Genomic DNA, 17,320 nt, shown 5'->3' with positions numbered 1-17,320 from the left:
AACAACATGATTAATAAAGAAGTAGTTCCGTCAAAAGTTGAGTTTTGCTGGGGATTACCTGTTATTCCAACACCACAAACAAAAGAACTTCTAGAGGAATATGTTAATCAAGCTAAAAGAGCTGAGAAGAATAACTTTGACTCGGTATTGGTTTCCATTGCACCAACATCTGTTGATCCAATGATAGCAGCGTCTATGATTGGAATGAATACGGAGTTTGTAAAGATTTTGGTTGCGCAAAATACAAACCAGATGCTTCCTACCGTAACAGCAAAAGCATTGAATACTTTAAATAGTTTAATTGGTAATCGTGCAGATATTAACATTGTAACTGGAAGTGCCTCGCTTGTCCTTGCGCGTGATGGATTACCAGAACCGCACCATGTTCGATATGCTAGGACAAAAGAATATATTGAGCTGTTACAACAATTAAGACGAGGAGTAACTAGCTATAAAGGTGAGTTTTATCAAGTAGAAAATAGTGATATTTATCCAAAGGAAGATCTCTCTCGAAGTGCCCGCTACTTTGTAGCGGGGTCCTCCGAGGAGGCAATGAGAGTAGCTGCAGAGTATGGTGATGCTTATATACTTTATGCAACAGACCGCAAAAGTCTTAGAGAACACTATCAAACAGTTAATAATTACGCTAAGCAATATGGGCGCGAGAAAATTCCAGGTGCTATTTTAGTAGACATCATTGCTCGTGAGACTTCGGAAGAAGCATATAAAGAAGCATATGAATTACTTGAGAGAACACCAGCAGCCTTAAAGAGGATGACTAAGCTATTTTTAGATAATGCAGATTCTGTTGGACTTCGCCGATACAAAGATTTAATTACAAAAGATAGTATGTGGATAGATGATCATCTTTGGGGAGGTCTAAGTTTAGTTAACCCATCTAATTCAATTTCTATAGTTGGTAGCTATGAGGAAGTCATCTCGACGTTAACTGATTTTTGGGAAATAGGGGCAAATTATTTTCTTATTACTTCTCAGATTAGTGAGCATGAAATTGAACGTATTGGTCAAAATGTTGTGCAACCATTTAAAAAGAAAATTGAAAAGTTAATCCAAGTTAACTAAAAGAGGGCTAAAAATATGAAGTTAAACATATGGTTGAAGTTTATCATTTTAATGACTTTAATAGTACTCCCTTATCGACAGGTGGAAGCACAGGAAACGGTACAGTTTAATGAGAAGAAAATACAGAAGCATATAGAAGAACAAATATCTCAAGCGGGTATTCCTGGACTTTCAGTAGTAATTGTAAAAGGAAACGAAACGATTTATAAGAAGAATTATGGCTATGCCGATACAGACAAAAAACGTCAAGTTACGAATGAGACGCTTTTCGAGCTAGGTTCTACTTCAAAAGCTTTTACGGCATTAGCTGTATTGCATCTGGAAAAAGAAGGGAAAATTAAACTTAGTGATTCTTTAACTAAATATGTTTCATGGTTTGAAATGGAGTATAAAGGCAAACCTTATGAAATTACACTTTATGACTTATTACACCATACTAGTGGAATACCAGAAAAGGCCATTGGATATATCCCTATAACCAATGGCAAAGATTCTATTGAGAAAACGATTAGAAATGTTATGCCAATAGGACTAAACCGAGAGCCGGGTAGCAGTTTTGAATATTCTACGGTTAACTACGATCTATTAGGCTTAGTAATCGAGAAGGCAACTAATCAATCATTTGAAAGATATGTTCAAGATCATGTGCTATCAAAGTTGGATTTATTGAGTACATACGCTGGACGTGAGATGGCCCCATTAGATAACATGGCCCAAGGTTACAAGCGTAATTTCTTACAATCATTACCCTATGACGCTCCTAATTATAGGGGGAATACACCGGCTGGATATTTTATTTCAAATATAAATGATATGGAAAGATGGTTAAAATTACAGCTTGGGGTTGAAAAGCCTAGGATGTTTCCGGAGGAATTGATTAACGATTCTCATAAAGCGAATAGAAAGGTTGCCCCAGATAACAATGGAGCTTCATATGCAGCTGGATGGGAGGTCTATCAAAGTGGTGGAGGGGAAATTTCACATGGTGGAAGTAACCCAAATTATTCATCGTATATTGGTTTCCGTGATGAGGAACAGATAGGGGTCGTAGTATTAGCAAATCTCAATAGTAATTACACTTACTATATCGGTAGCAGTCTTTTAAATATGATGATAGATAAAGAAGTTAAACCGTTACTCTATGATAAATATAAGAAAACAGATCAAATAGGAACAGCCTTATTTGTGATCTCATCTTTGTGTTTACTAACGTTATTGGTCATGTTATTTCATTTAATAAGAGAGATTATTTTTAGAAAAAGAAAATTTATATTACCAACGGGAAAAACATGGTTACATATGGTATTAGTTGTTGCGATATATGGGCTAATGATTTATGCACTCTATCAACTACCAAATCTCTTGTTTGGAGGGCTTCCGTGGGCATTTATAAAAGTTTGGGCTCCTTCAACTGTTGTACTTGCAATATATGCAATTGCGGGGGTGGGTTTGGCCTATGTTATCCATACATTCTTAAATCTGTGTTTTCCAAGACAAAAGGGAAAGTCGCTTTTGACATTAATAGTTTTGGGGCTAATATCAGGATTTGGTAATGCCTTTCTCATTTTTGTGATTAATGAAACGTTTGTTAGATCGAATAATTTGGAAAATGGCTTGTTATTTTACTTTGTACTTGGAATCGTTATGTATGTCTTTTCACAACGTATTATTAGAACTAGCATTGTATCGTATACAAACGAGCTAGTTTATGAAAAAAGGATGGAATTAACAGATAAGTTGTTACAGACTCCTTATTACAAATTGGAGTTGATTGAGAAGGGTCGAATAGAGGCGACATTAAATAACGATACGGAAGTAATCTCTCGTTCTCTCAATCTATTAGTTACTGCTGGAACAAGTTTATTAACGTTACTATTTTGTTTTCTCTATCTTGGTGTAATGAATATGTATGCCTTTTTACTATCCTTGTGTATCATCTTTATTACTGCAGGGGTATATTCTCTGATCGGACGACAAGCAGATAAAGTTTGGAATGAAACAAGAGATATTCAGAATGTATATTTTCGTTTGATTGGTGATCTAAGGCATGGTTTCAAAGAGCTTAGGCTTCATACTGGAAAACGAAACGATTTTCGAGAAGTTATGAATGAAAGCTGTAATAACTATCGTGTTAAACGAACGATAGGAGATATTAAATTTGCAAATGTGTTTGTTCTGGGAGAACTATTATTCATTTTTGTTATTGGTATTGTAGTTTTTGTATTTCCAGAAATTTTTGTTAATATGCCGAAAGAGACGATAAGTAACTATGTAATTGTTTTTCTGTATATGACAGGTCCAGTTAATGAAATACTGGGCGGTATCCCTCAGCTCGTAAATGTACGTATTTCTTGGCAACGTATTCAACAAATGGTGAAGAGTGTAGATCATATAAAGGCAAATGAGCAAATCGCGACAACAAAAGAGTACTTAGATGTGCCAATTTGTTTGCAGCTACAAAATGTAAGTTATAAGTATAAGAATAAAGATGGAGATTTTACTGGTTTTGGTATTGGTCCAATAGACATGGAGTTTAATTCTGGAGAAATAGTCTTTATTGCTGGTGGTAATGGGAGTGGAAAATCTACTTTATCAAAACTGATTACTGGGTTATATGAACCTAATGAAGGTAACGTTTTATTAAATGGAAAAGAAATAGCTCCAGAGGAATTGAATCAATACTATTCAGCTATCCTTAGTGATTTTCATGTTTTTGATAGGCTATATGGAATTAATACAGAAGGAATGAAAGCAGAAATCGATCACTATTTAGAACTTCTCCAACTGAGTGACAAGGTTGGCATTGAGAATGGGCGTTTTACTACTACGCAACTATCAACTGGACAAAAGAAAAGGTTGGCATTGCTGGTTACGTATTTGGAAGATCGACCTATACTTTTATTTGATGAATGGGCAGCGGATCAAGATCCTGGTTATAGACGCTTCTTTTATGAAGAATTGTTACCTCAAATGCGAGCGAAGGGTAAATGTATTATTGCTATTACTCACGACGATCAATATTTTCATTTAGCAGATAAGCTTATAGTGATGGAGATGGGAACTGTGAAAATGAATAAAACAAAGGAGGCATTATCATGAGTAAGGAAATTAAATGTGTTGTTTGGGACTTAGATTGTACAATTTGGGATGGTGTTTTATTAGAGAGTGGTACAGTTACTTTAAAACCTGGAATTTATGAAATTATATGTGAATTAGATCGACGTGGAATACTGCAATCAGTTGCTAGTAAAAATAATTACGAAGATGCAATAGCTAAATTACGGGAATTTGGAATAGAAGAGTACTTTTTATATCTAGAGATTCATTGGAACTCTAAATCTAGTTCCATTGAGAAAATTAGTAAAAATTTAAACATAGGTATTGATACTTTTGCGTTCATTGATGACCAACCTTTTGAATTAGAGGAAGTACAGAGTGTTCACAATGATATCCTGTGTATACATGTAAATGAATATAAGTCGTTATTAGACTTGCCACGACTACAACCAAAAAGAATTACAGAAGACTCACGTCGTCGAAGACTGATGTATTTAGAAAATCTTAAGAGAACGAAGGATGAAGAAGAATATGAAGGCCCAAAAGAAGAATTTTTAGCTTCACTTGGGATGAATTTTGTAATTAGTGAGGCTCGTGAGGAAGATTTGCAGCGTGCAGAGGAGTTAACAGTACGTACGAATCAATTAAATTCGACTGGTATTACCTATGATTATGATGAATTAAACTATTATCGTAATCATCCAGATTATTTATTATTAGTTTGTGAGTTATCAGATAAATATGGCTCCTATGGGAAGATTGGTTTAACACTTGTAAAAAGGACGGAGGAAGCCGACTGCCTAAAACTTCTTCTCATGTCTTGTCGTGTAATGTCCCGTGGCGTTGGTACTATACTCCTCACATATCTAATGGAAAGAACAAAACAGGCAGGTAAACGCTTTTTGGCTGAGTTTCGACAGACTGACCGTAACCGTATGATGTTTGTTACGTACCGATTAGCTGGATTTAAGGAAACTAGTAACGAAAATGGAATATTAATTTTAGAACATAATCTTGAGAATATAAATCCTTATCCTCACTATATTAATATACAATTTCCGGAAACACCAACGGATGTGGATAGAGGGGAAGTGGAAATATGCAACAAACAATTGTAAAGCATTCTCTTACGCATCCACAAAAAAGAGTTTGGTATAATGAACAAATTTATCCAAACACATCTATGTATAACATCGGAGGGATGGTTCTTATTAATGGGGAAATTAATTTTACAATTTTAGAAAAAGCAATTCAATTATTCATTAAGAAAAATGATAGTTTACGTCTACGGATTTTTCAACAACATAGAGAACCCCACCAATATATATCACCATTTGAACCTACACCAATACGTTTAATTGATTTTTCTAATCACCATAATCCAAGTTTAGAAGCTAGAAAATGGGCTCAGGATGAATTTCAAAAACAAATTCCACTTGAAGGAGGCCCTCTGTTTGAATTTGTGCTCTTGAAAATAAGTGATGTAGAAAGCTCCTATTTTGTTAAGTTTCATCATATTATAGCTGATGGTTGGACAATCCAACTTATGACGAGTCAAATTATCGATTTTTACTCTAAGTTAAAGAATGATGAGCATATAAATGATACGGTTGAATCTACTTATCTGTCTTATTTACAAGCAGAGGAGAAATATCTGGAATCCCCTCGATACGTAAAAAATAAGAATTATTGGAATGAGAAATTTATGAATCTACCAGATTTCTTTTTATCAAAAACATCTCATTCTCTAGAAGGGAAACGAAAGATATTTTTAATTGAAAAAGAAAAATCGGTTGCACTACAGTCTTTTATACAAAAACATAGAATATCTATGAATACATTATTTTCAACCTTTATGCTTATTTATATTCATAAAATGTATGATCAATCAGACATAATTATTGGATCTCCTGTACTAAACCGTTCCGGCGTACTAGAAAAGAAAATAGTGGGTATGTTTACTAGCACAATGCCGTTACGGTTAAATGTGGATGAAGATGAGAGTGTTCTATCTTTCATTAAAAGAGTAAATCATGAAATAAAACAATGTCTATTTCACCAGCGTTATCCTTATAACTTATTGGTAAAAGACTTGCAATTGACTAGTAAAGGATACGATGGTTTATTTCAATATAGTGTGAATTACTATAATACAAAACTTAAAAATACTATCGATGGATTTTCTTTAGAAAACGTGGAGTTTTATAGTGGCTACCAAGCCTATTCATTGCAGTTAGTTATTAAGGAATGGGCAGATGAAGGTTTAGAAATTCAATATGATTATAAAGTCGCGGATTTTGAAGAAGATCAAATCAATTGTATGCATGAGAGGTTTTTAGCTTTAATAGAACAAGTTTTACGTAATGAAGATCAATCAATAAAAGAATTATCTTTGTTATCGGATGATGAACAAAAGTTTATGTTAGAGAAATTTAACAATACAGCTGTTGTGTATCCGAAAGAAAAAACTATTCAAGAATTATTTGAAGAACAAGTAAAACAGACACCAGAAAAAATAGCAATCCAACATGCTGATAGATCAATGACTTATCTTGAATTAAATAAGAAATCTAATCAGTTAGCAAGAAAGTTACGAGATAAAGGAGTCGAAAATGGTCAAGTCGTGGGTATACTAGCTAAACATTCACTTGAGATAGTAATTGCAATTTGGGGAGTTATTAAGGCTGGAGGTACATATTTGCCTATAGATCCTTCCTACCCAGAGGACCGAATTCGTTATATTTTGAATGATAGCGGCACAACATTACTTTTAACTGACTATACAAATGAGGGTAATTTAGAATATTTAGGTGAGAAAATTAATATATGTGATCAGAAACTTTATGAAGGAGATAATGCCAATCTAACCCTAGTAACTGCACCAAATGATCCAATATATATAATTTATACCTCTGGAACCACGGGGAATCCTAAAGGAACTGTAATTACTCAACGTGGATTGGTTAACTATATTTCCTGGGCTAAAAAGAACTATATTAGTAGTGAAAATGATGTTTTTGCATTATATTCATCCGTTTCTTTTGATTTAACAGTAACTTCAATATTCACTCCTTTAATAAGTGGTTTATTGTTAGTAATATATCATGATAATGAAGATGATTTTATTTTGTCAAAAATCCTAAAGGAAAATGTAGTAACAGTGTTGAAAGTTACGCCTTCACATTTAGCATTGTTAAATAACTATTCACCCCCAAGAGTTTCATCTCTTCGCAGATTGATTGTGGGTGGAGAGGATTTGAAAACCTCAGTAGCCGAAAAGATATATGATCTTTTTAGCGGTAAAGTTGAAATAATTAATGAATATGGACCAACTGAAACTGTGGTTGGATGTATGATTCATCGTTATGATCCAGATCTAGATCGAAGAGCATCCGTACCAATTGGTACACCAGCTGATAATGTTCAAATATATTTATTGGATAAGAATCTTCAGCCGGTTCCTATTGGTGTAAAAGGAGAAGTTTATATATCGGGTGATGGGGTAGCTAAAGGTTATTTAAATCGTCCGGATTTAACAGCGCAACGTTTTTTATCCAATCCATTTATTTCGAGTGAGAAGATGTATCGAAGTGGTGACTTAGCTGTCATGTTGCCAAATGGATTAATCGAGTATCAAGGACGGATGGATTCTCAAGTGAAAGTTAAAGGATATCGTATTGAAATAGGGGAAGTTGAGAATGCACTGTTACAACACAAGTCTGTTAAAGATGTAGTAGTGGTGAATTGGCAAGGTGAGGATAATTCAAACCATCTAGTTGCTTACATTGTTTTGAAAGACAGTGTTCAAAATATAGAAATACGCAGCTTTATTTCGCATATGCTACCAAGTTATATGATTCCTTCATTTTTTATCTATATGGATCGGCTACCGCTTACTATCAATGGAAAGGTGGATCGTCAAGCGTTGCCAGATCCGATGTTAAATAACGGTTCTAACCATACTCTTTTAGAAGAAGTAGATGAAGATGTTACTGGAATGGTTAGTGAAGTTCTCAAGGAAATATTACAGACTGATAGAATCGAATTGCATAGTAATTTTTATCATTTAGGTGGAGATTCTATTAAAGCGATCCAAGTGAGCGCTAGATTACAAGAACTGGGATGGAAAGTTAGAGTTAAAGATGTACTAAATTATCCAGTTGTAAGTGAATTGGCAGCAATGTTAGTTAAACAAAAAGATGTTACAGTCTCACAAACATTGGTAACAGGAAAGGTAGAGCCTACTCCTATTATGCGTTGGTTCCTTGATCAACAGTTTAAAAACCCGCATCATTGGAATCAATCGGTATTACTGTCTTTGAAGAAGCCGGTTAAAGAAGAATATGTTAATGAGATGTTAAATACGATCATGCATCATCATGATTTGTTACGACTAAGGTATGAGGATAAGCAGGATTACTTCTATTATGACGAAGATATGTCCATTGTTGATTCTAAGGTTACCATGTTTGATTTGTCTGGAATTCCAATTGAAATGGCTTTGAATCAGGTTCATATAAAAGGTGAAGAGGTAAAAGGAAGTTTAAATTTGAATGTAGGACCATTATTTAAAGGGGCCTTATTCCAGCTTTCAAATGATCAACAGTTGTTGTTATTAACTGCACACCATCTTATTGTTGATGCTGTGTCCTGGCGTATTTTAATTGAAGATGCAAACCGATGTTTGAATAGCTTGTATTTAGGAGAAGTTCCATCGCTACCATTAAAAACTAATTCTTTCCAAGATTGGTCTGAAGCTTTAAATAGTCGAGGAGTTAATTTAGTACGTGCTGAATTAGATTATTGGGAATCCATAGATAACACGCTAGATAATAATTTTCAAATTAATAGAGAAAAGGAAAATAGTACTGTTGAAAGTTGTACTACTCTTACCTTTACATTGAATGCAGATGATACAAGAAAACTATTAACTACTGCAAATCTACCTTACAATACACAGCCAATGGAGTTGTTACTTGCTGTGTTGACAGAAAATTTAGGTAAATATACAAACCAAGATCAAATTAAATTTGAGTTAGAAGGTCATGGTCGAGAGGAATTATTTGAGCATCTTGATATTTCACGTACAGTAGGGTGGTTTACGACGATGTATCCTATTGTATTACAAGTTTCGCATAATATTGCTAATCAAATAAAGTGTGTTAAAGAAGAAGTTCGTAAAAGACCTAATAAGGGAATTGGATATGGAATTCTTAAAGAGAGGTTTCCTTCTTGCAAAGATTTAACTCAAAATACAATTCGTTTTAACTATTTAGGAGAGATAGATAATTCTCTCGGGGATGGATGGTTTACTATTGTTGATTATCAAAGTGGCAGTGAACGATCAAAAGATAATCATATTACTGCATTATTAGATATTGTGGCCATGGTTAAGAATAAAAACTTAGAAATTCATGTGACATTTAGTACAAGTCATTTTCAAAAGAATTTTGTAGAAAATTTATTTTCAGATTATCTAGAACGACTACAGATATATATCCAATCCTGTTGTCAAATGCAAACAAAAGAATTTACTTCATCAGATTTTGAAACCTTAAACCTTAGTGATGAAGAAATTGATAATTTGTTTGACTAAACAACTATTTGATGAAAATTTTATTTAATAAAGGAGAAGTCACTTGAGAAAATTAATGAAAGATTTATCGCCAGGATTGAATAGTAACAAATATTTGGTTTGTGTTCCTTATGCTGGGGGCTATTCGAATTCTTTTTTACCTTTAAAGAATTATTTGCCGAAAGATATAAAACTTATTTCATTTGATCCCCCAGGCCATGGTCCCAATCTTTCTCCACTAGTTGATAACATAGATGATCTTGTTAATTTATATTTAATGGAGATGCAACCAATTTTAGAGGGAGAAGTTACATTATTTGGCCATAGCATGGGAGGAATTATAGTTCACCGTATGGCTCAGATTTTAGAAAGTAAGGGCATAAATCCTAAAAATGTTATTATCTCTGCTATGAATCCACCGGAAATAAGAAGAAAAACAAATCATCTAGATGATAAAGACTTTATAGATTATATAAAGTCTTTGGGAGGATTACCGGATGAAGTATTACAACATCAGGAGCTTTTAAATTATATCCTTCCAGTTATTCGATCAGACTTTCGTGCCATTGAGAATTATATAAATAATGACACAACATTGTTGAAAGCGCCTCTATACATTATTAGTGGAACAACAGACTCCAATTATACAGTAAAAGGGGCTAAGAAGTGGGTAGGATGGGGCAATGAGGTTCATTTTCTAACAGTTAATGGTGGTCATATGTTTTTACTACATCAAGCTGACATCGTCGGCGAGTTAATTATGAAAATATTAGATAAGGTAAAATCTGTGAAGTAAAAAAATTAAGGGGATGTATCTGAGTAAGAGGAAAGTGCATTTCTATGCTTTATGTTGAAACTTCTATCGCTAAAGTAGCAATCCAATTGGTCGTCATTGGGAGTTTTATTACCGAGGAAGAAAACTCCCAATGACGAGTATGATTGTGCCCCCTCATGATAAAACGGATGGGTCTATGGGGAACATAACCACTAAATATGTAGTATTTAGTATCAATATCATAGAGAATGGTGGGAAGAAAAAATGCTTGATAAATTTACCCAGCAGGTTTTATTATCTAGTGAAAAATTTAAAAAAGAAAAAGAATATTGGTTAGACAAGTTATCAGGTGATGTTGAGTTAAGTAGATTTCCTTGTGATTGTCTGTCTTTAAGTAATATTCAGGCTTCTAAAGAAAGTTATTATTGTCAATTCCCATCGGATATTGCGAAGAGAGCTGTAGCAATTAGCAATAATTCTGATATGTTACTGTACACTATTTTATTATCAGGTGTGAAATATCTCTTAAGTAGATATACCGATAGGGATGATGTAGTAATTGGAATGCCAGTTTTTAAGCAAGGTCAAGAAGAGACGGTTTTTCAAAACAACTTTTTATTATTACGTACTCAAATAAATCAAGAAGATAATTTCAAAGAAATAATATATAAAATTAAAGAAACAATTTTAGAGTCAAATGAACATTGTCATTTTCCTTTTAATAAACTTACTCAATTATTAAGTCTAGATGGAGAGAGTAATAATCTTCCCGTATTAAATACAATAGTAATGTTAGATGATATTCATTGTTATGAGAGTACAGATAAAATAAACTCTGATATGGTTATTAGGTTTATGAAAAATGAAGATCAGTTAAAGGTTCAAGTGGATTACAATTCTACTTTATATAGTGAAGGATTAGTTAGTAGAATAGTTAATCGTTTATATAATATTTTAGATATATTAATGAAAGATCCAAATAAATCTGCAATGGATATAGATGTAATGTCTAAAACAGAAAAGAATCAAATATTATATGATTTCAATCATACGACTAGAGTTCATAAAACATTACTTTGTGAGACTGTAACAGCTCCTCAATTATTTGAAGAGCAGGTAAAACAGAATCCTAATCAAATAGCGATTGTATGTAATGGAAAAGAAATTACATATAAGAAATTAAATATAAAAGCTAATCAGTTGGCGAGAAGGTTATTAGACCAAGGAGTTAAAAGAGAATCCATTGTTGGTGTGATGATGGAACGCTCTATTGAGATGATTGTAGGCATATTAGGCATCTTAAAAGCAGGTGGAGCGTATTTACCGATTGATACCGATTTACCAAAACAAAGAGTGGAATATATGCTGACAGACAGCGGGTGTTCACATGTACTAACATATCAAAACTCTATTATAAAGGGAGTAGCATTCCAAGGTAGTGTAATAAATCTAATGGATATTCCTTTTGAAGAAGAACAAGTAGAAGATTTGCAGATAACGATGGAACCTCAAAATTTGGCATATGTTATTTATACATCAGGTTCTACAGGCCAGCCCAAAGGGGTAATGATTGAACATCGTTCCTTAACTAATTTTTTGTGTGCAATGTATGAGGACTTCTCTCAAAATATAGGGATAACTGATAATGTTCTATTCTCAAGTAGTATTTCTTTTGATGTTACTATATTTGAAATATTTGTCCCATTGGTATATGGAGCAAGAATGACTATTTATCAAGGTGAGAAGTTTGATGTACCAAAACTTGTACAAGTCATTCTTGAGGAACAGGTCACGTTAGCATATGTTCCACCTACCTTATTAAATGAAATATATGATTATTTTGTAAGGGGGAATCAGAAGATATCGTTAAATAAACTTTTCGTGGGAGTAGAACCAATTAAAACAGAATTACTCGCAAAATACGATCATCTATTTAGGGGGAACCTCCAAATATTAAATTTATACGGACCTACAGAGGCTACAGTCTGTTGTACATCTTATCAATATGAGAGGGATAAAGAAATTACAACACAAAACGTACCAATAGGTTCGCCATTGTTAAATACTAAAATTTATATATTGGATTCATTTCACAGGCTACAACCTATAGGTGTTCCAGGAGAAATATGTATTTCCGGCATAGGGTTAGCTAGGGGATACATCAATCGAAAAGAATTAACAGCAGATAAATTTATTGATCATCCATTTGAACTTGGTGAAAAACTATATAAAACAGGAGATATAGCGAGATGGCTACCTGATGGTAACATAGAATACTTGGGACGAGTTGATCATCAAGTGAAAATAAGGGGATATCGAATAGAACTAGGTGAGATAGAAGCAAGTTTGTTAAAATATGAGACAATCAAAACCGCCGTAGTAATACAGCGAGAAGATGAAAGTGGAGAAAAGTATTTATGTGCGTATATAGTTACCGAAAAAGATATTTCTATTCCAGAGGTAAAAGCATATTTAGCAACAAAGTTACCATATTATATGATACCTCAACAGATCATACCCATTCAAAACATACCGTTAACACAAAACGGAAAAATAGATAGAAAAAAATTACCTCAACCTATTTATAATTTAAAATCTAGTCATATAGAGCCGACAAATTCTACAGAAAGAAAATTAGTTGAGATTTGGAAAGATGTTTTAGGAATTCAAAGGGTAGGAATACAGGATAACTTTTTTGAGATAGGTGGTCATTCATTAAAGGCTGCTAAGTTAATTTCTATTGTTAATAAAGAATTTGATGTGCAATTATCTATTAAAACCCTATTTAAATTTCCTGTTTTGATTGATTTTTCAAAATGTATATTAGAAATGGAAAAAAGTAATTATATTTCCATAGAACCTATAAAACAACAAGATTATTATTTAGCTTCTACGTCACAAAAGAGAATGTTTATAGTAGATCAATTCGAAGATGGTACAAATACAACTTATAATATGCCCACAATACTTAAAGTAGAAGGGGATATTTGTAAAGATAAGTTTGAAAATATATTTCAATCTTTAATGCAAAGACATGAAATATTAAGAACTTCTTTTCAAATTTTAGATGGAGAATTAGTGCAGAAAATTGAGCCTAATGTAGAATTCAATATTAAATACGCTCATGTAAATGAAAAAGATGCGGATTATTTAATACATGAGTTTATAAGTCCATTTGATTTATCAAAAGCTCCATTATTAAGGGTGTTGCTTTTAAGGATAGCAGAAGAAAGACATATCCTTGTAGTAGATATGCATCATATAATCTCTGATGGTTTATCAATGGGGATATTAATAAAAGAGTTTGTAGAATTGTATAAAGGAAATGAACTTCCAAAATTGAGAGTGCAGTACAAAGACTATGTGATGTGGCAAAATGGAACTTACTATAAGAATCTAATTAGTGAACAAAAGAATTATTGGTTAACAACTTTAAAAGGAGAACTCCCGGTTTTAAATTTTCCAACCGATTTTCAAAGACCGACTATACAAAGCTTTAAAGGTAATGTTTGTTCTTTTAATTTGGGAACAGATTTAACTTTTAAAGTAAATAAGCTAGCAACTGAAACTGGTACCACGCCATATATGATTTTATTGGCCATTTATAACATACTTTTATCTAGATACACAGGTCAAGAAGACATTATTGTAGGTTCGCCTATTGCTGGAAGGTCTCATTCTGATACTAATCATATGATTGGTATGTTTATTAATACTTTGGTAATGAGAAATTATCTAGAAAATGACGATGAGTTTATTGAGTTTTTGAGTAGATTAAAACTCAATACATTAGAAGCTTATGAAAATCAAGACTATCCTTTTGAAGAACTATTAGAAGGTTTAGACTTGCATAGGGATACAAGTAGAAATCCATTATTTGATACCATGTTTGTTTTTCAAAACATGGATATGAATCCAATATCTATTGGTGAATTAGAATTTACACCGTATCCGTTTAAGCAGTCAGTTTCAAAATTTGATTTGTCATTAGTAGCAACGGAAATAGATAATAACATTCATTTAAAAGTAGAATATAGTACTAAGTTATTTAAAGCAGAGACAATAGAAAGGTTAATGGTACATTTTACAAATATAGTTGAGGAAGTAACTAATAACCCTAGAGTACGATTGCGTAATATTAATATGTTATCTATAGAAGAACATTGTATTATGAATCAATTTAACAAAAAAGAGAATTCAAATTCTAATCATTTATTAGTGCATAAAATGTTTGAAGAACAAGTAAAACGGAACCCTAATCAAATAGCCGTTGTATGTAATGAAAAAAGAATTACATATAATGAATTAAATATAAAAGCTAATCAGTTGGCGAGAAGGTTATTAGACCAAGGAGTTAAGAGAGAATCCATTGTTGGTGTGATGATGGAACGCTCCATCGAGATGGTTATAGGTATATTAGGTGTCTTAAAAGCAGGTGGGGCGTATTTACCAATTGATACCGACTTACCAAAACAAAGAGTGGAATATATGCTGACGGACAGTGGGTGTTCACATGTATTAGTACATCAAAACTCTATTATAAAGGGGATAGAATTCCAAGGTAATGTAATAGATCTAATGGATATGTCTTTTGAAGAAGAACCAGGAGAAGACATGCACATGATGATAGAACCTCACAACTTAGCGTATGTTATTTATACATCAGGTTCTACAGGACAACCTAAAGGAGTAATGATTGAACATCGATCCTTGACTAACTTTTTGTGTGCAATGTATGAAGATTTCTCTCAAGATATAGGGATAACTGATAACGTTCTATTCTCAAGTAGTATTTCTTTTGATGTTACTATTTTTGAGATATTTGTCCCATTGATATATGGCGCAAGAATGACTATTTATCAAGGTGAGAAGTTTGACGTATCAAAACTTGTGCAAGTCATTCTTGAGGAACAGGTTACATTATCATATATTCCACCTACTTTATTAAATGAAATATATGATTATTTTGTTAGAGATAACCAGAAGATAGTGTTAAATAAGCTACTTGTGGGAGTAGAACCAATTAAAACAGAATTACTCGCAAAATACGATCATCTATTTAGGGGGAACCTCCAAATATTAAATGGATACGGACCTACAGAGGCTACAGTTTGTTGTACATCTTATCGATATGAGAGTAATAAAGAAATTACAACACAAAACGTACCGATAGGTTCACCATTGTTAAATACTAAAATTTATATATTGGATTCATTTCATAGGATACAACCTATAGGTGTTCCAGGTGAAATATGTATCTCTGGCATAGGGTTAGCTAGAGGATACATCAATCGAAAAGAATTAACAGCAGATAAATTTATTGATCATCCATTTGAACCTGGTGAGAAACTATATAAAACAGGAGATATAGCAAGGTGGCTACCTGATGGTAACATTGAATACTTGGGCCGAGTGGATCATCAAGTAAAAATAAGGGGATATCGAATAGAACTAGGTGAGATAGAAGCGAGTTTGTTAAAATATGAGACAGTCAAAACGGTCGTAGTAATAGATCAAGAAGATGAAGATGGAGAAAAGTATTTATGTGCATACGTAGTTACCGAAAAAGATATTAGTATTCCAGAGGTAAGAGCATATTTGGCAACAAAGTTACCGCATTATATGATACCTCAACAACTCATACCAATTCACAATATACCATTAACACAAAATGGGAAAATAGATAGAAGCAAGTTACCAAAGCTAAATACAATGAGCAATAGTAATTATGTACCACCAAGAAATGAAATAGATAGTAGTTTAATTGATATTTGGAGTAGTATATTAGGCGTAAATAATATTGGTATAAATGATAATTTCTTTGAATTAGGTGGTCATTCTCTTAAGGGATTAAAGTTATTCGAAAATATCAAGAGAATGTTTAATGTGCAACTGCCATTAAGTTTATTATTTCAAAAGGCTACTATTGAACAATTAAGTGATGTAATAAGTAGGAATAAAGGAATAGACAGTGAGTGTTTAATTCCAATTCAAAATGGAACAAACAAGGATAGTCAATGGTTCATTGTTCATGGGCAAGGCGGGGGTATATTAAACTATTATGATTTGGCTAGAGAATTAGGAGAGGATAAGACTGTATATGGGTTACAATCTATAGGATATGATGATGATAGATTTCCAAACTTATCTGTAGAGGAAATGGCCGTAAGATATATAGAAGAGATTAAACAAGTAAAAAAGGAAGGGCCATATACCTTATTAGGATGGTCTTTTGGAGGGATAGTTGCATTTGAAATGGCTAGAAAATTAGAAGAACTAGGTGATAAAGTTAGTTTTCTAGGTTTACTTGATGTTCATCCTATTGAACAAGGTAAGGAGATTCTTAGTTTAAATATTAGGAATGCATTTGAAGAATTGGAAAAATTCAATGATCAGTTAGGGATTGAGAAAATTAGTTTTGAGCAAATGAGTGAAGAACAATTAATAGAATCTTTACTGAAAAAATTTACATTGAATGAAAATAGTTGTCAGCAAAATTTTGAAGATCCAATGATGAATAAGTTAAAAGTAATGATAGCTAATAGATATGCATACCTAAAATATAATTGTAAACAAAAAATAAAAGCAGATATCTTTCTATTTAATGCATCTATTAATGACATTCACCCACTAGTAGATTATAACAGATGGAATGAATATACATCAGGGGAAGTATACGCTTTGCAAGTGCCAGGTTCCCATCTGAGTATGTTAGAGAAACCGCATATTCATGAATTGGTAAAGAGTATAAAAATGAATTTTAAACAAATGCTCTTATTAGCACATGTAAATAAGTGAAATATTATTTGAAATTGTACACTATTAGTTTT

General features: G+C 32.8%; 6 protein-coding genes. All 6 read left to right on the top strand.

Annotated elements, in window-relative coordinates; translation table 11 throughout:
* Window positions 1-6 precede the first annotated feature (6 nt).
* The 6 genes from CGQ22_RS21645 to CGQ22_RS21620 all read left to right on the top strand — a co-directional run bounded on the left by CGQ22_RS21645 (window position 7) and on the right by CGQ22_RS21620 (window position 17,288).
* Window positions 7-1,083: an LLM class flavin-dependent oxidoreductase gene (locus tag CGQ22_RS21645; protein WP_000608549.1), complete on the top strand. Its 1,077-nt coding sequence runs from the start codon at window positions 7-9 to the stop codon at window positions 1,081-1,083.
* 15 nt (window positions 1,084-1,098) lie between these two features.
* On the top strand, window positions 1,099-4,182 hold the full coding sequence (locus CGQ22_RS21640) for a cyclic peptide export ABC transporter (RefSeq protein ID WP_089149301.1): 3,084 nt from the start codon (window positions 1,099-1,101) through the stop codon (window positions 4,180-4,182).
* On the top strand, window positions 4,179-5,258 hold the full coding sequence (locus CGQ22_RS21635; protein ID WP_089149300.1) for an HAD-IIIC family phosphatase: 1,080 nt from the start codon (window positions 4,179-4,181) through the stop codon (window positions 5,256-5,258). The genes CGQ22_RS21640 and CGQ22_RS21635 overlap by 4 nt, the downstream gene beginning before the upstream one ends.
* Entirely contained in the window at window positions 5,240-9,736 is a 4,497-nt protein-coding gene (locus CGQ22_RS21630; protein ID WP_089149299.1) for a non-ribosomal peptide synthetase, read from the top strand. Before CGQ22_RS21635 ends, CGQ22_RS21630 begins: the two co-directional genes overlap by 19 nt.
* Window positions 9,737-9,779: 43 nt before the next feature.
* Complete coding sequence (locus CGQ22_RS21625) at window positions 9,780-10,511, top strand: thioesterase II family protein (RefSeq protein WP_254704115.1); 732 nt, start codon at window positions 9,780-9,782, stop codon at window positions 10,509-10,511.
* A gap of 243 nt (window positions 10,512-10,754) precedes the next feature.
* Window positions 10,755-17,288 carry an amino acid adenylation domain-containing protein gene (locus tag CGQ22_RS21620; protein WP_089149298.1) on the top strand — a complete coding sequence of 2,178 codons (6,534 nt, stop codon included), beginning with the start codon at window positions 10,755-10,757 and terminating at the stop codon, window positions 17,286-17,288.
* Window positions 17,289-17,320 lie beyond the last annotated feature (32 nt).

Origin of the sequence: Bacillus sp. M13(2017) (genome assembly GCF_002218325.1) — a bacterium.
Taxonomy (GTDB): domain Bacteria; phylum Bacillota; class Bacilli; order Bacillales; family Bacillaceae_G; genus Bacillus_A; species Bacillus_A thuringiensis_K.
The sequence above is the reverse complement of the archived record's forward strand: the minus strand, read 5'-3'. Positions and strand labels throughout refer to the sequence as shown.